Origin of the sequence: Micromonospora sp. WMMD714, assembly GCF_029581315.1 — a bacterium.
In the GTDB taxonomy this organism is placed as follows: Bacteria; Actinomycetota; Actinomycetes; order Mycobacteriales; family Micromonosporaceae; genus Micromonospora; species Micromonospora rifamycinica.
Genome location: NZ_CP120744.1, coordinates 3,332,395 through 3,346,928, shown reverse-complemented (window position 1 = coordinate 3,346,928; position 14,534 = coordinate 3,332,395). Strand labels below are relative to the sequence as shown.

At 72.7% G+C, this 14,534-nt stretch carries 10 protein-coding genes and 1 pseudogene; 3 read left to right on the top strand and 8 right to left on the bottom strand.

The features are described from left to right. The first annotated feature begins 27 nt into the window (after window positions 1-27). Window positions 28-963, top strand: coding sequence for a YhjD/YihY/BrkB family envelope integrity protein (locus tag O7625_RS14915; protein ID WP_282346952.1), 936 nt, complete (start codon window positions 28-30; stop codon window positions 961-963). Between the two features lie 32 nt (window positions 964-995). Here the strand turns inward: O7625_RS14915 and O7625_RS14910 are convergent. After that, window positions 996-3,074 (bottom strand): annotated as a pseudogene (locus O7625_RS14910) (MMPL family transporter); the annotation flags it as partial. Window positions 3,075-3,848: 774 nt separating this feature from the next. Between O7625_RS14910 and O7625_RS14905 the strand changes: the two are divergent. Beyond that, window positions 3,849-5,450: an NAD(P)/FAD-dependent oxidoreductase gene (locus O7625_RS14905; protein ID WP_282346590.1), complete on the top strand. Its 1,602-nt coding sequence runs from the start codon at window positions 3,849-3,851 to the stop codon at window positions 5,448-5,450. A gap of 121 nt (window positions 5,451-5,571) precedes the next feature. Here the strand turns inward: O7625_RS14905 and O7625_RS14900 are convergent, their stop codons facing one another. Together O7625_RS14900 and O7625_RS14895 are read right to left on the bottom strand one after the other, a co-directional pair. Next, a complete protein-coding gene (locus O7625_RS14900; RefSeq protein WP_282346951.1) occupies window positions 5,572-6,255 on the bottom strand; it encodes a TMEM175 family protein in 684 nt (227 codons plus the stop codon). Window positions 6,256-6,472: 217 nt separating this feature from the next. Then, on the bottom strand, window positions 6,473-8,029 hold the full coding sequence (locus O7625_RS14895; protein ID WP_282346588.1) for a Rieske 2Fe-2S domain-containing protein: 1,557 nt from the start codon (window positions 8,027-8,029) through the stop codon (window positions 6,473-6,475). A 291-nt stretch (window positions 8,030-8,320) separates the two neighbouring features. Between O7625_RS14895 and O7625_RS14890 the strand changes: the two genes are divergently transcribed. Beyond that, a complete protein-coding gene (locus O7625_RS14890; protein ID WP_084261577.1) occupies window positions 8,321-8,542 on the top strand; it encodes a DUF2631 domain-containing protein in 222 nt (73 codons plus the stop codon). A gap of 159 nt (window positions 8,543-8,701) precedes the next feature. Here O7625_RS14890 and O7625_RS14885 read toward each other — a convergent pair whose 3' ends face one another. The 5 genes from O7625_RS14885 to pyrH all read right to left on the bottom strand — a co-directional run bounded on the left by O7625_RS14885 (window position 8,702) and on the right by pyrH (window position 14,377). Beyond that, a complete protein-coding gene (locus O7625_RS14885; RefSeq protein WP_282346561.1) occupies window positions 8,702-9,964 on the bottom strand; it encodes a DivIVA domain-containing protein in 1,263 nt (420 codons plus the stop codon). A gap of 22 nt (window positions 9,965-9,986) precedes the next feature. After that, on the bottom strand, window positions 9,987-11,138 hold the full coding sequence (rlmN, locus tag O7625_RS14880; protein ID WP_282346559.1) for a 23S rRNA (adenine(2503)-C(2))-methyltransferase RlmN: 1,152 nt from the start codon (window positions 11,136-11,138) through the stop codon (window positions 9,987-9,989). Between the two features lie 104 nt (window positions 11,139-11,242). Further along, the gene (locus O7625_RS14875) at window positions 11,243-12,640 is read right to left on the bottom strand and encodes a phosphatidate cytidylyltransferase (protein WP_282346557.1); all 1,398 of its coding nucleotides are present in this window, start codon (window positions 12,638-12,640) and stop codon (window positions 11,243-11,245) included. Between the two features lie 325 nt (window positions 12,641-12,965). After that, window positions 12,966-13,523, bottom strand: a complete 558-nt coding sequence (frr, locus tag O7625_RS14870; protein WP_067314448.1) for a ribosome recycling factor — start codon at window positions 13,521-13,523, stop codon at window positions 12,966-12,968. 86 nt (window positions 13,524-13,609) lie between these two features. After that, on the bottom strand, window positions 13,610-14,377 hold the full coding sequence (gene pyrH, locus O7625_RS14865; protein ID WP_067314453.1) for a UMP kinase: 768 nt from the start codon (window positions 14,375-14,377) through the stop codon (window positions 13,610-13,612). Window positions 14,378-14,534: the final 157 nt, after the last annotated feature.

Sequence of the window (14,534 nt, the reverse complement as noted above, 5' to 3'; positions counted from 1 at the left end):
ACCACCGTCAGGGGGAAGAACAACGCGATGGGCCACGCATGGCAGCGTACGAAGCGGATCACCAGTGCCGCGTTCCGACCGGTACGGGGTCGGGACCTCTCCCTGCACGCCGCCGCCATCACCTTCTACGGGGCGATCGCCGTGGTGCCGGTGGCCCTGCTGGCGATCTGGCTCACCTCGCTGCTGGCCGGCGCGGACCGGGTACGCCGGCTCACCGCGTACGCCGTGGAGACGCTGCCGGACGCGATCGGTGCGCCCGACGCGGTGGACGCGCTGGTCAACGCCGGGGTGCAGTTGACCCCGCTGCTGGCGCTGGCCTCCCTGCTGCCGGCCTCGCTCTACGGTGAGGGGCTGCGCCGGGCCTTCGTCTCGGTGGCCACCGCGCCCAACCCGGACGAGTCGCTGGTCGGCTGGCGGGGCCGGTTGCTGCTGCTGCCGCTGCTCGCCCCCGCCCCCGCCCTGCTGCTGTCGATCCTCATCGCGCTGCCCACCACCACCCGGCTGATCCGGCAGGGCGGCTGGGTCGCCGCCCTCGGCATCGTGCTGTCGTTCCTGGCGGTGTGGCTGGTGCTCACCCCGGTGCTGATGTGGGTGTTCCGGGTGGTCGGGCCGGCCTCACCGGACTGGCTGTCGACCCTGGCGGTCGGGTCGTTCACCGCCGCCAACCTGTCCGGCTTCCTGCACGGCTTCGTGCTGTTCTGTTCGCTCCCGCTGGACCTCGGTGTCCCGTTCGGCGGCTTCGACCCGGTCGGGGCCGGTGTCGCGGTGCTGCTCTGGCTCTACCTGTTCCACGTGATCGTGCTGGCCGGCTACTCGGCCACCCTCGCGCTGTCCCGGTGGCGGGTCCGCCGCGCCGCCGCCTCCGGACCGGCGTCCGGGGACGGGTCCGGATTTGCGGCCGGGTCCAGGGATACGGCGGGGTCCACGGATACCGCCGGGTCGTCGGTCTCGCGCAGGCCGTAGCGGGTCCAGAGCCGGGCCAGGGGTGCCGGCGCCCACCAGTTCCACCGGCCCAGCAGCCGCATGGTGGCCGGCACGAGCAGCGCCCGGACCAGGGTCGCGTCCACCACGATCGCCACGATCATGCCGACGCCGATCAGCTTGATGTAGGCCATCCCGCCGGTGGTGAAGCCGGCCACCACGATGATCAGCAGCAGCGCGGCGGCGGTGATGATCCGGCCGGTGCGTTGCAGGCCGGTGGCGACCGAGGCGGTGTTGTCGCCGGTGCGGTCCCACTCCTCGCGGACCCGGGAGAGCAGGAACACCTCGTAGTCGGTGGCCAGCCCGAACAGCACCGCGAGCATGAGGATGAGGTTGCTCGGCTCGATGAACCCGGTGGAGGTGAAGCCGAGCGGGCCGGACAGGTGGCCGTCCTGGAAGATCCAGACCACCACGCCGAACGACGCGCCGATCGACAGCAGGTTCATCAGCACCGCCTTGACCGGCAGCACCACCGAGCCGAAGGCCAGGAAGAGCAGCAGCAGGGTCGCACCGGCCATCAGCAGGGCCATCCACGGCAGCCGGTCGCCGAGGCTGTCCAGCAGGTCCACGTCGGCGGCGGGCCGACCGCCGACCAGCACCTCCGACCCGGCCGGGCCGGGCAGGTCCCGCAGCGTCCGGACCAGGTCCCGGGCGTCGTCGCCGGTCGGCTCCCCCGGGTAGCTCACCGACAGCAGGGTGGACTCCCCCTTCGCCGCCGTGACCTGCACCCCGGTCACCCCGGGCAGCGCCGCGACCCGGTCGGCGAACGGGCGCACCGCGTCGGCCGGTGCGCCGGAGACCAGCACCTCGACCGGGGCGATCGTGCCGCCGGGGAAGTCGGCGGCGATCCGCTCGGAGACCACCCGGGGCGCGGCGTCCACCGGCAGCACCCGCTCGTCGACCCCGCCGAAGGTGATCCGCGCGAACGGGGTGGCCAGCACGGCGAGCAGCGCCGCGACCCCCACCAGGTAGAGCACCGGCCGGCGCATCACGCTGCGCGCGATCCGGGCCCAGGCGCCGCCCGCGTCACCCGCCGCCGGCCGCGCACCCGTCGTCCCACGCCGCCACGGCAGCGGTACGCGCACCGCGTCCACCCGATGGCCGAGTACCACCAGCAGGGCCGGCAGCACGGTGAGCGCGGCCAGCATGGCGATCAGCACGGCGGCCATCCCACCGAAGCCCATCGACCGCAGGAACGGCTGCGGGAAGATCAACAAACTGGCCATGGCCAGCGCGACGGTCAGCCCGGAGACGAAGACCGTCCGGCCGGCGGTGAGCATGGTGCGGCGGATCGCCTCGGCGGTGCTCCGGCCGGCGGCCAGCTCCTCCCGGAACCGGCTGACGATGAACAGCGCGTAGTCCACCGCCATCCCGAGCCCGATCAGGGTGATCACGTTGATCGCGAAGATCGACACGTCGGTGACCAGGTTGACCAGGCGCACCGCCACGAACGCGCCGAGGATGGCCAGCCCGCCGACGAGCAACGGCGTGCCGGCGGCGACCAGCCCACCGAAGATCAGCACGAGCAGCACCAACAGCACCGGCATGGACAGCAGCTCGGCCCGGGTGATGTCCTCGGTGCTCTGGGTGGTGGCCGCCGCCTGGAACGCCACCAGCCCCCCGACGTCGGTCCGCAGCCCTGGCACGTCCAATGCCGGGCGCAGCGCCTCGAACTGCGCCGACCGGGCGTCCTCGTCGCCACCGGTCAGCTTGACCACCGCGTAGGTGGCCCGCCGGTCCTCGGCGACCAGCGCGGGAGCGGGGGCGTCGTACCAGGTGGTCACCTCGGCCACCTCGGCCCGCTGGCGCAGCCCGGCCACGGTGACGGTGACCGGGTCGCGGAACTCCGGATCGTCGACGGACGCGGTGTCGCTGGACCAGAGCACGATCACGTCCGCGCCCTGCCGGCCGAGTTCGGCGGTGACCCGCTGCACGGTCCGGCTGGACTCGCTGGAAGGGTCGTCGAACCCTCCCCCGGTCAGCTCCCCGAACACCCCGCTGCCCCAGGTGGCCCCGACGACCACCAGCACCCCGGCGGCGGCCAGCACCGCCCACCGGGCGCGCACCACCACCTGCCCCCACCAGGCGAACATCCACCTCTCCCCTCGTCCACCCACCGAACCATCGACCCGTGGACCCACCGACCCACCGACCCGTCGCGCCACCGACCCGCCACGCCACCGACCCGTCGCGCCACCGACCCGTCGCGCCACCGACCCGCCACGCCTCCGCGCCGCCAACCCGCCGCGCCACCGACCCGCCGAGCCGCCGAGCCGTCAAGCCGCCGCCCGTCGGCTCGCCGCCCGCACCCGGGCCGCCCACCGACGGGGGTCGGCGTCGACCCCACAGCGATCACCGTCAACTATCGCAACAACCGTTCACGTTCAACGGGCCGGCCCGGCCTTCCCCGGCTACCGGAGCTGGGGAGCACACTTCCCGTAGCGACCGGTATGCCTGTGGGGCATAAATATGCCGCACAGGCATACCGCGTTCCGCGCCTGATGGTGCCGGCACCCGGACAACCACGGACCAGCCGACCGAACCGAACCAACCAGTCGAGCCGGCCGACTCCCACCAGCCAGGCGAGCCGGACTAACCGGCTAAACCAGACCAATCAGCTGACCTGGACCAATCGGCTGAACCGCACTAACCGTGCGACCCGGGCTAACCGGCTGACCCGGACCAACCAGTCGAGCCGGACCGCCAGCGTCGAGCCGACCGACCCTGACCACCCGGGCAAGCCGGACCGCCAGCGTCGAGCCGGACGGCCATGGGCCAGCCGAACGGCCACGGGCCGGCCAGTCGAGCCGGATCACCCGGGTCGAGCCGGCAGACGGACGCCGCCCGCCGCACTAGGCTGCGCAGGCATGAGTGATGCGAGTGCGCTGCCGTCCCGCGCCGACGTCGTGATCATCGGAGCGGGGCACAACGGGCTGGTCTCCGCCGTCCTGCTGGCCCGCGCCGGGCTGGACGTGCTGGTGCTGGAGGCGGCGGAGGTGATCGGCGGGGCCACCCGCACCGAGAACCCGTTCCCGAAGGTGCCCGCGCTGCGCCACTCCACCGGGTCGTACCTGCTCGGGTTGATGCCACCGGAGCTGCTCGCCGCGCTCGACGTGCGGATCCCCGTGCTGCGCCGCGACCCGCACTACTTCCTGCCCACCCCGGGCGGACCGGGAGCGCCCTACCTGCTGTTCGGCAGCGACACCGCCGCCACCCGGCGGCAGCTCACCGAGTTCTTCTCCCCCGCCGACGTGGCCGCCGACGACGCTCTCCAGGCCGAACTGGCGCAGCTCCGCGCGGACCTCGCCCCGGCCTGGCTCGCCGAACCGCTGCCGGTGGAGCAGACCGCCGAGCGGTACGTCCGTCCCGGGCTGCGACAGGTCTTCGTCGACCTGGTGCGTGGCTCGGTCGCCGACTACCTGGCCCGCTTCGACTTCCGCTCCGAACTGCTGGTCAGCATGTACGCGGTCACCGACGGGCTGTCCGGCCTCAACGCCGGCCCCGACGACCCCGGCACCGGCCACAACTTCCTGGTGCACAACATGTGCCGACTGCCCGGCTCCGACGGCACCTGGATGATCGCCGAGGGCGGCATGGGCACCGTCTCCCGCACCTTCGCCGAGGCCGCCCGCGCCGCCGGGGCGACCATCCTGACCGGTGCCCGGGTCGAGGCCGTCACCCTGGCCGGGGGCGCGGCGTCGGGGGTCCGGCTCGCCGACGGTCGGGAGGTCGCCGCCGAGGTGGTGCTCGGCGCGTGTGACCCGTACCGGCTGATGGAGCTGGTGCCCGACGGCGCGCTGCCGGCGGAGCTGGGCGCGCGGATGACGGCGGTCCGCCGGCCCGGCACCACGCTCAAGCTGAACCTGGCGCTGACCGGGCTGCCCCGCTTCTCCTGCCTGCCGGCGGACGCGCCCAGCCCGTTCGGGTCCACCATCCACCTGCTGCCCGGGTCGGCGTCGCTGGTCGGGGCCGGCGGCGAGTCGCCGATGGCGGCGCTGCGGGCGATGTGGGCCGACGTCCAGGCCGGGCGGCTGCCCGACGAGCCGACCATCGAGTGGTACCTGCACACCACCGTCGACCCGTCGCTGTCCGACCCGGCCGGGCACCACTCGTCGGCGCTGTTCGTCCAGTCGGTGCCCTACACGCTGGCCGGCACCGACTGGGACACCGCGCTGCCCGGCTACGTCACCCGCCTGGTGGAGATCTGCGAACGGTACGCCCCGGGCACCGGTGACCTGATCGCCGACGCGGTGCCGCTGCCCCCGCCCGGCATCGAGGCGCACTTCGGCATCACCGGCGGACACATCCACCACGTCGACAACACCGTCTCGTTCACCGACCGGATGCCGTACGCCACCGGCATCGACGGCGTGTACGCGGGCAGCGCCGGCTGCCACCCCGCCGGCAGCGTGATCGGCGCGGCCGGCCACAACGCGGCCCAGCGCATCCTCGCCGACCTCGGCCGCTGACCCCGCACCCCGGCCCGCTCGCCTGCCCCGGAAAGGTCCCGCCTACCCACCTCCCCCGGCCGGCTCGCCCGCCCCGGATGGTCCGGCCTGTCGCCTCCCCCGGCCGGCTCGCCGCCCCTGCTCAGGCGCGGGCCGGGCGGGACGACGGCAGGTCGCCCGGGCCACGGATCAGGTAGATCCCGGTCAGCAGGAGGTACGTCACCAGGCTGAGCACCGGGTCGACGAAGGAGACGCCGAACGCCACCACGTAGAGCAGCGGGCCGAGCAGGAAGCGGCGGGCCACCGCGCGGGCCAACCGGGGATCCAGCCCCGGGTCGAGTAGCCGTCGGCGGCGGGCCCACCACCAGCTCAGGTTGAAGAACAGCGCCTCACCGAGCACCGTGCCCACGTAGATCGTGGCGGTCAGCCGCTGGTCGGCGACGGTGCCGCGCAGGTTGTCGGCGAGCAGGATGGCCGCGAACGGAATGGCCGCCACGAACAGCAACAGCAGCAGGTTGAGGACGAGCAGGAGCTGGTCGACCTTGACCACGTACCGCCACATGTTGTGATGGGTCAGCCAGACCTGCCCCACGATCACGAAGGTGATCACGTACGCCAGGTAGGCGGGCCACTCGTGGAACAGCGTCTCGGGCAGCTCCTGCCCCTCGGGCCGCTGCGGGCTGAGTTGGAGCAGCTCCACCGCCATCAGGGTCAGCACGATCGCGATCACCGCGTCGCTGAACGCCTCCACCCGCGACGCGTCCCGCTCCTTCTCCCGCCACCGCCCAAACTCATACCCCTCCCCCGCCCCCGCCCCACTACCCACCCCCACCCCGCCCTCCTCTCCCCCACCCTCCACACCCCCACCCCTCCCTGCCTGTGTCGATCATGGAGTTGTGGTGCCCGGTGTGCACCGGTTCAGGGCCTTTACGGCCCACCACAACTCCATGATCGCCGGAAACGGGGGGTGGGACGGGGGGTGGGACGGGGGTGGGGAGGGGGAGGGGGAGAGGGGGGAGGGGGAGAGGGGGGAGGGGGTGGGGTTAGGGGGTGGGGGTTTGGGTGCGGGCGGCGCGGATCTTGTGGCCGACGCTGGTGAGGCAGCGGCCGGAGGGGAGGTCGAACTTCCAGCCGTGCAGCTGGCAGGTGAGCTGGTCGCCGTCGACGATGCCGAACCGGGTCAGGTCCGCCTTCAGGTGTGGGCAACGGCGCTGCACCACCCAGTCACCCAGGGTGATGTCCTCCGCGTCGGTGCTGCGCTCGTGCTCGTCGTACCAGCCCTCGGCGTACTGGAGGCGCTCGGTGGACAGGCACTTGAAGAAGGCGTACACGAACTCGTTGTACTGGCCGATCCGGGCCGCCGAGAAGCGGCAGGACAGGAAGAGGGAGTTGACCCAGTCGACCTCACCGATGTGCAGCAGGTGCTCGATCAGCGCCCGCTCGGTGCGGAACCGGTACCGGACCTTCTCGTCGGCGTACGGCCGGACCTGCTTGCCCGGGAAGTCCACCACGATGGATTCGACGCTCTCGCCGTCGTAGCCGACCAGGTCGAAGCGGACCGGGCCGCCGACCCCCTTGGCCAGGTAGATCGACTCGTCGAGCAGCGGCTCGATCCGGCTCTTCATCCCGGCCAGGACGTCGATCTCGGGGTGCCGCCAGGACGCCTTCTCCGCCTCGATGACCGGGCGCTTGCGCTCCCGCATCTCCTCCAGATGGGCCTTCTTGTTCGCGAAGAACTCCTCGACCGGCTGCGGGTGGGTGGTGGTCGCCCCGGCGGTGGTCACCTCGGCCACGCTGCCCGGCAGCAGCACGATGCCGTTGGTGCCGCCGACCTTCGCGTACTCGGACAGGAACACCGACTGGTCCGGGAAGATGTTGCCCTCGTCGCCGTGGATGTCGTTGAACTGCCACAGCGCATCGTCGAGGAAGCACGGCGGGCCGGCGATCGGGAAGACGTGGTCGGCCTTCAGGTCGTCGATGTAGCGCCAGGTCCGGTCGAACTGCCGCTCCCGCTTCTGCTTGCCGAACGCGGTCTTCGCCGCCTGCGGCAGCTCGTACACCATCGGGTACCAGATCGCGCCGGAGAACTGGAGCAGGTGCGCGTGCACGTGGCCCAGCTCGGCGAAGACGGTCAGGTCGGTCGGGCGGGCGTCGTTCTGGTTGAGCAGCCGGACCCCGTCGTACTCCACCCAGAGCGACGAGTCGCCGATCGGGCCGTCGGTCGGGCTGGTCAACGCCTGGATCATGATCTTCAGGCCGCCGTCCAGCTCGACCACCTGCTCGTTGGGCGTCCGCAGGAACTTCGTGAAGCCCAGCGCCCGCAGCTCGTCCTCCATCTCCGAGGTGGGGAACTCGGGCAGCAGCACGGTGGCGTCCTTCGAGACGAAGTCGCGCAGGTGCTTGGCGTCGAAGTGGTCCCGGTGCAGGTGCGACACGTACAGGTAGTCGACCTGGCCCAGCGACTCCCAGTCGAGCAGGGAGTTGTCGGGGAACGGGAACCAGGAGGCGAAGTAGGCCGGATTGACCCACGGGTCGCACAGGATGCTGCCCGCAGCCGTGTCGATCCGCATGCTGGCATGTCCCGTACCGGTCACTCGCACCGCAGTCCCCCTCAAACCGACAATCAAGGTGTACGTCCGAACGCTACCGGAGGCAGTGTGGTCGACGGCCCGCGACGCCGGTAGAGCCGATCCGCCCCACCGCGAAGGGGTCCTTCGGCCCGCAGCCCGGGGCCGCCCCGGCCCACCGCGCCCGCCGGATCCGCCGCGCTCACCCCCGGCCCGCCGCACCCGCCCCGGTCAGCCGTGCCCCAGCAGGGCGGACCCCGCACCGGGCGCAGGGCAGGGCGTGCCAGACTAACCGGAGTTCCGATCGCGAGGGAAGGACCGACAGTGGCAGGAAGCGAGCCGGTAACCGCGCCAGATCAGCACAGGCCCGGACACCGCAAGGCCGGACGGATCGGCGCGGTGGTCTCCGCGCTGGCGCTGTTGGCGATGCTGTGCGGCAACCACGAGGGCAAGGTCGAGGACATCTGGCTGGTCGGCCTGGCCGTGCTGCTGCTGGCGATCGTCGTCGGCGACGCCGTGCTGCGCCGCAGCGGGCTGCGCTCCTGACGGACCGCCCCACCGACGTGTGAAGGCCCGCCCCGGACCGGGGCGGGCCTTCGTCGCCCTCGACCCTCGACCCGCACCGGCACCTGCGGCAGCGCCGCGTGGCGGCAGCGGCGGCGCGTGGCGGCAGCGGCGGCGCGTGCCGGCAGCGGCCTGCGGTGGTCAGCGGCCGAAGAGGATGTCCTGCACGTCCTTGAGCGCGGCGTCGACCTCGGCCTCGAAGTAGCCACCGGGCACCAGCCCGAAGCGCAGCGTGTCCAGGTCCTTCGGGTTGACCGGCATCTGGTTGCGACCCTGCATGCCGCCGAGCAGGCTCTCGAAGAACCGGTCCACCTGGTCGGGGTCGTATCCGCTGCCGAAGCGGCGCACCTGGAAGCTGCGACGGATCTGGTCGACCCGGTACAGCTCACTGCCGGGCGGGCCGGCCATCGGCGGACCCACCATCGGCGGGCCGGCCAGCGGCGGCGGACCACCCAGCGGCGGGCCACCCAGCGGCTGCTGCGGCAGCGGCGGTGGCCCGGCCGGGCCACGGCCACGCAGTTCCCGCGGATCCCGCTCGGGCATCCGGTCCCGTTCCGGCATGCGGTCGCGTTCCAGCATCCGGTCCCGCTCGGGCATCCGGTCCCGCTCCAACATGCGGTCGCGCTCGGGCATCCGATCCCGCTCGGGCATCCGATCCCGCTCGGGCATCCGGTCGCGTTCCAGCATCCGGTCCCGCTCGGGCATCCGGATCTCGGCGGTCATGTCCGCACGACCGTGCCGGCCCGCCTCGAAGCCGTCGAAACGCTGCTCGTCCGGAGGACCGTAGCCACTACCCGGCCCGGCCGGCAGGCCACGCGGCGGCGGGCCGCCGTGCCCCATCGGCCCACCCGGGCCAGGACCCATCGGCCCACCATGCCCCATCGGCCCACCCGGGCCAGGACCCATCGGCCCACCGGGCCCCGGCCCCACCTGGCCCCGCGGCGAGTCGTACCCGCCGCGCGGGGCGTCGTACCCACCGGCGAAGGCACCGGTCGGCTCGTCGTATCGGCTGCCGAAGCGGTCCGGCGGCCCGGACTGGGCCGGCATGGCCCGGGGCGGCATCGGCGGTGGCGCGGACGGTACGCCCCGGTGGTCGTCGCGCATCGACGGGGCGAGCCGGTCCACACCGCGCGGGTCGGCGCCCCGGCCAGTCGGGGCGCTGCGCTCCTCCAGCTCGGCCAGCTGCCGCTCCACCCGGTCCAGGTGCAGGTCGACCTGCCACTCGTCGTAACCGTTGAAACGGACCCGGAAGACCACGTCGTGGACCTCCTGGGAGGCCACGGGAGCGCCGACCGGCTGACCGGCGAGGGTCGCCTCCACCCGGTCCAGGAAGGCGTCGACCTCGTCGACCTTGTAGCCCCGGCGGAGCGCCTTACGCCGGAAACGCTGACCCTGACTCGCCACTATGTCTCCTGGTCTCGTACCGCTACGCCCGGTCGCGCCCGCGCGGCGCTTCGATGTCACTGTCCACCGCGGCAGCCAACTGACCGCACGCACCGTCGATCTCGCGACCCCGGGTGTCACGCACCGTGGTGGAGACGCCGGACTCCCGCAATCGTCTGACGAACTCCCGCTCCACCGGCTTGGCGCTGGCGTCCCAGCGGCTACCCGGCGTCGGATTGAGCGGGATGAGGTTGACGTGCGCCGACCTCCCGGCCAGCAGGCGTCCGAGCAGGTCGGCTCGCCACGGCTGATCGTTCACGTCTTTGATCATCGCGTACTCGATCGACACCCGGCGCCCCGTCGTCGCCGCGTAGTCCCACGCTGCGTCCAGCACCTCGGCTACCTTCCAGCGCTGGTTGACCGGCACGAGTTCGTCGCGCAGCTCATCATCGGGCGCGTGCAGCGACAACGCAAGGGTCACCGACAGGTCTTCGCTGGCCAGTCGGCGGATGGCCGGCACCAGACCCACCGTGGAGACGGTGACGTGACGCTGCGACAACCCCAGGCCCTCCGGAGCCGGCGCGACCAGGCGGCGGATCGCCGCGACGACCCGGGAGTAGTTGGCCAACGGCTCGCCCATGCCCATGAACACGACGTGCGACAGTCGGGGCGGCGACCCGGCCACCACCCCCGAGGCGGCGACCCCGGCGAGGTAGACCGCCTGGTCGACGATCTCGGCGGTGGAGAGGTTACGGGTCAGCCCGGCCTGGCCGGTGGCGCAGAACGGGCAGGCCATACCGCAGCCCGCCTGACTGGAGATACAGACGGTGACCCGGTCCGGGTAACCCATCAGCACGCTCTCCACCAGCGAACCGTCGTGCAACCGCCAGAGCGCCTTGCGGGTGGCGCCGTCGTCGCAGGCCAGCTCGCGTACCGGAGTGAGCAGCCGGGGCAGCAGCGCACCCGCCAGCCGGTCCCGGGTGGCCGCCGGCAGGTCGGTCATCCCGGCCGGATCCCGGACCAACCGGCCGAAGTAGTGGTGGGAAACCTGCTTGGCCCGGAAGGCCGGCTCGCCCAGCTCGGCGACGAGCGCCTGCCGACCCGGCAGATCCAGGTCGGCGAGGTGCCGGGGCGGCATCGCCGGACGGCGACCGGGGGCGTCAGGGTCAACGGGGATCACAGGTAGGCTCGTCATGGCTGGTCCAGTCTGTCACGCCGCCCGCCGGACCTGCCCGTCCGGAGGTGCCGAATCGGCTCACACCAGGGAAGACACCCGGGTGGCACGGCGTGGGCCATCCGTCAGCCCACCACCGGCACGAGGACCGCCAACAGCAGGTAGGCGGTGGGTACGGCGAACAGGATCGAGTCCAGCCGGTCCATCAGACCGCCGTGGCCGGGCAGCAGGCTGCTCATGTCCTTCACCCCGAGATCCCGCTTGATCATCGACTCGGCGAGGTCGCCCAGCACCGCCGCGCCGGAGACCGCCACCCCGAACAGCGCGCCCCACCAGGGGGCCACGTCGAAGAGCAGCCAGATCAGCAGGGCGCTGCCCAGGGCCGCGGCGGCGACCGAGCCGGCGAACCCCTCCCAGGACTTCTTCGGGCTGATCCGGGGGGCCATCGGGTGCTTGCCGAACGTCACCCCCGCGGCGTACCCACCGGTGTCGGAGAGCACCACGCCGACCACGGTGACCAGCACCCGCAGGTGCCCGTCGCCCGGGGCCGCCGCGAGCATCGCCGCGAAACCGCCCAGGAACGGCACGTAGACCGCGATCAGGGTGGCCGCGGTGAGGTCCCGCTGGAAACCGGCCGGGCCGTCACCCAGCCGCCAGACCATCGTGCCCAGCACGGTGACCAGCAGACCCAGGCTGAGCGCGTCCGGCCCGGCGAACCAGGCCAACCCGATGGTGAGGACACCCCCGGCGAGCAGCGGCACCAGCGGCGGATGGGCGCCACTGCGCCGGACCGCGCGGGCCATCTCCCAGATGCCCACCCCGATCGCGCCGGCCAGCACGGCCAGGAACCCGGGGAGGAAGAAGAAGAGCGGCACCAGGACCAACGCCCCGAGCCCGAGCCCGACCCCGATGGCGGCCGGGAGGTTACGCCCGGCCCGGCCGGTCGACGGCAGCTGGGTCGCCGGCCGGTCGGGGCCGGCCCGTCGGCGGCCGGGCGTGCGCCGGCCGGGTGCCGGCGGTGCCGCCGGGTCGACGTCGGCGGCCCCGGGGACCGACCGGTCCTCGTCGCGCACCGGGGCGAGGTGCGCGGTCGGCGCGTCGTCGTCGCGCACCGGAGCGAGGTGCCCGGCCGTAGCCGCGTCGTCGCGGACCGCAGTGCGGTGCCAGGTCGGCGCGTCGTCGGCGCGTACCGGGGTCAGCTGCGCGGTCGGCGCGTCGTCGTCGCGTACCGGGGGCGGCGAGTGCGGGGCGGCCCGGCCGGACAGCGGCGGGGCCAGGCCCGCGAGCCGGTCACCGCCGAGCCGGTCGCCGGCCGGTACGTCGTACGGCCCGCCGTTCGGCTCGTCGTGCCGGCGCACGGGCGGGCGGGGCGGGGCCTGCGGTGCGGCGGACAGCTCGGGGCCGGCCGGCCGGGGGGACCACGGCTCGACCTCCCCGCGTTCCGGCCAGGGCAGTGCCGGTGGACGGTCGGGCCGGTCCCAGCCGCGGGGCTCGGCGCTACCGTAGGGGTCGGGGTGGGACATCACGCACCGGACGACGGTACGAGTTCCACCACATGACGCAAGACCACAACCATCCCCTACCCGCGTGACTACTCCGGTACCCGCGTGACTACTCCGGTTGACCGACCCGACGGCCGGTCGATCCCCGCCGTTCACCGGGCGGTGGCCGGGAATCGTGCCGAGCCTACTGCACCGGCCCTCCGGGCACGGCGTACGTCGGCCGTGCCGGCCACGCCGGCTGCCCCGGCCCGTCGGCTGCGGTGCCGTCCGGGCCCCGGCCGACCGGCGACGGCAACGGCGTCGCGCCGCCCGGGGGCGGCGGCACGCCGGTGCCGTGGCAGCCGGGTCAGACCTCGAGCAGCTCCGACTCCTTGTGCTTGAGCAGCTCGTCCACGGTGGCGACGTAACGCTGGGTCAGGTCGTCCAGTTCCTTCTCGGCGCGACGGCCGTCGTCCTCACCGACCTCGCCGTCCTTGACCAGCCGGTCCAGCTCTTCCTTGCCCTTGCGGCGGATGTTGCGGACCGCCACCTTGGCCTCTTCGCCCTTGTTCCGGGCCACCTTGATCATCTCGCGGCGACGCTCCTCGGTCATCTGCGGGAGCAGGATGCGGAGCTGGTTGCCCTCGTTGTTCGGGTTCACCCCGAGGTCGGAGTCGCGGATCGCCCGCTCCATGGCGTTGATCTGCGAGTTGTCGTACGGCTTGATGATGACCATGCGCGGCTCGGGCACCCCGATGGAAGCCATCTGGGGCAGCGGGGTGGGCGTGCCGTAGTAGTCGATGATGACCTTGGAGAACATGGTGGCGTTGGCGCGGCCGGTACGGATCGCGCCGAACTCCTCCTTGGCGTGCTCGACCGCACGCTCCATCTTTTCCTCGGCCTCGAGGAGGGTGTCGTCGATCACCGGTCTCCTCGCCTCCTTCTGTTGCTCGTCGTGGCTGAAGCTGCTGCTCTGGTACGGAGGACCGCAGTGGTGGCCGGCGGAAACGGTCAGGCGGTGATCAGCGTACCGATCTTGTCGCCGCCTACGGCACGGATGATCGTGTCCTCGCCCTGCGCGCCGAAGACCAGCATCGGCAACCCGTTCTCCATGCACAGGCTGAACGCCGCCGCATCGGCCACCCGCAGATTGCGTTGCAGCACCTCGGAGAAGGTGATCGACTCGAACTTGCTGGCGGCCGGGTCGATCCGCGGATCGGCGGTGTAGACGCCGTCCACGCCGTTCTTGCTCATCAGCACCACGTCGGCGCGGATCTCCAGCGCCCGCTGGGCGGCCACCGTGTCGGTGGAGAAGTACGGCATCCCGGCACCCGCGCCGAAGATGACCACCCGCCCCTTCTCCAGGTGCCGGATCGCCCGCAGCGGAATGTACGGCTCGGCGACCTGGGCCATCGTGATCGCGCTCTGCACCCGCGTCTCGATGCCCTCCTTCTCCAGGAAGTCCTGCAGCGCCAGGCAGTTCATCACGGTGCCCAGCATGCCCATGTAGTCGGCGCGGGCCCGGTCCATGCCGCGCTTCTGCAGCTCCGCGCCGCGGAAGAAGTTGCCGCCGCCGACCACCACGGAGACCTGCACGCCGCGACGTACCACGGTGGCGATCTGCCGGGCGATGGCCTGCACGACGTCCGGGTCGACACCGATCGCCCCACCGCCGAAGACCTCGCCGGAGAGCTTCAGCACCACCCGACGGGCCCGGCCGGGCGGCGGTGCCGTCGGGTCGTCCGCCTCCAGGCTCCGGTCGTTCACAACCTGCGTCATCCGCCCCGCCCCTCCCGCGTGCACGTCGACCGCGCCGCGTCACCGCGTACCTGCCCGTTGCCGACCCTATGTGACGAGGAGGCCGCGGTGCCTGTCGCGTACACCGGCGGCCTCCTCGTCGACGTTGCGTGCCGCCCGGCGCGGGTCGCGCGCCGGG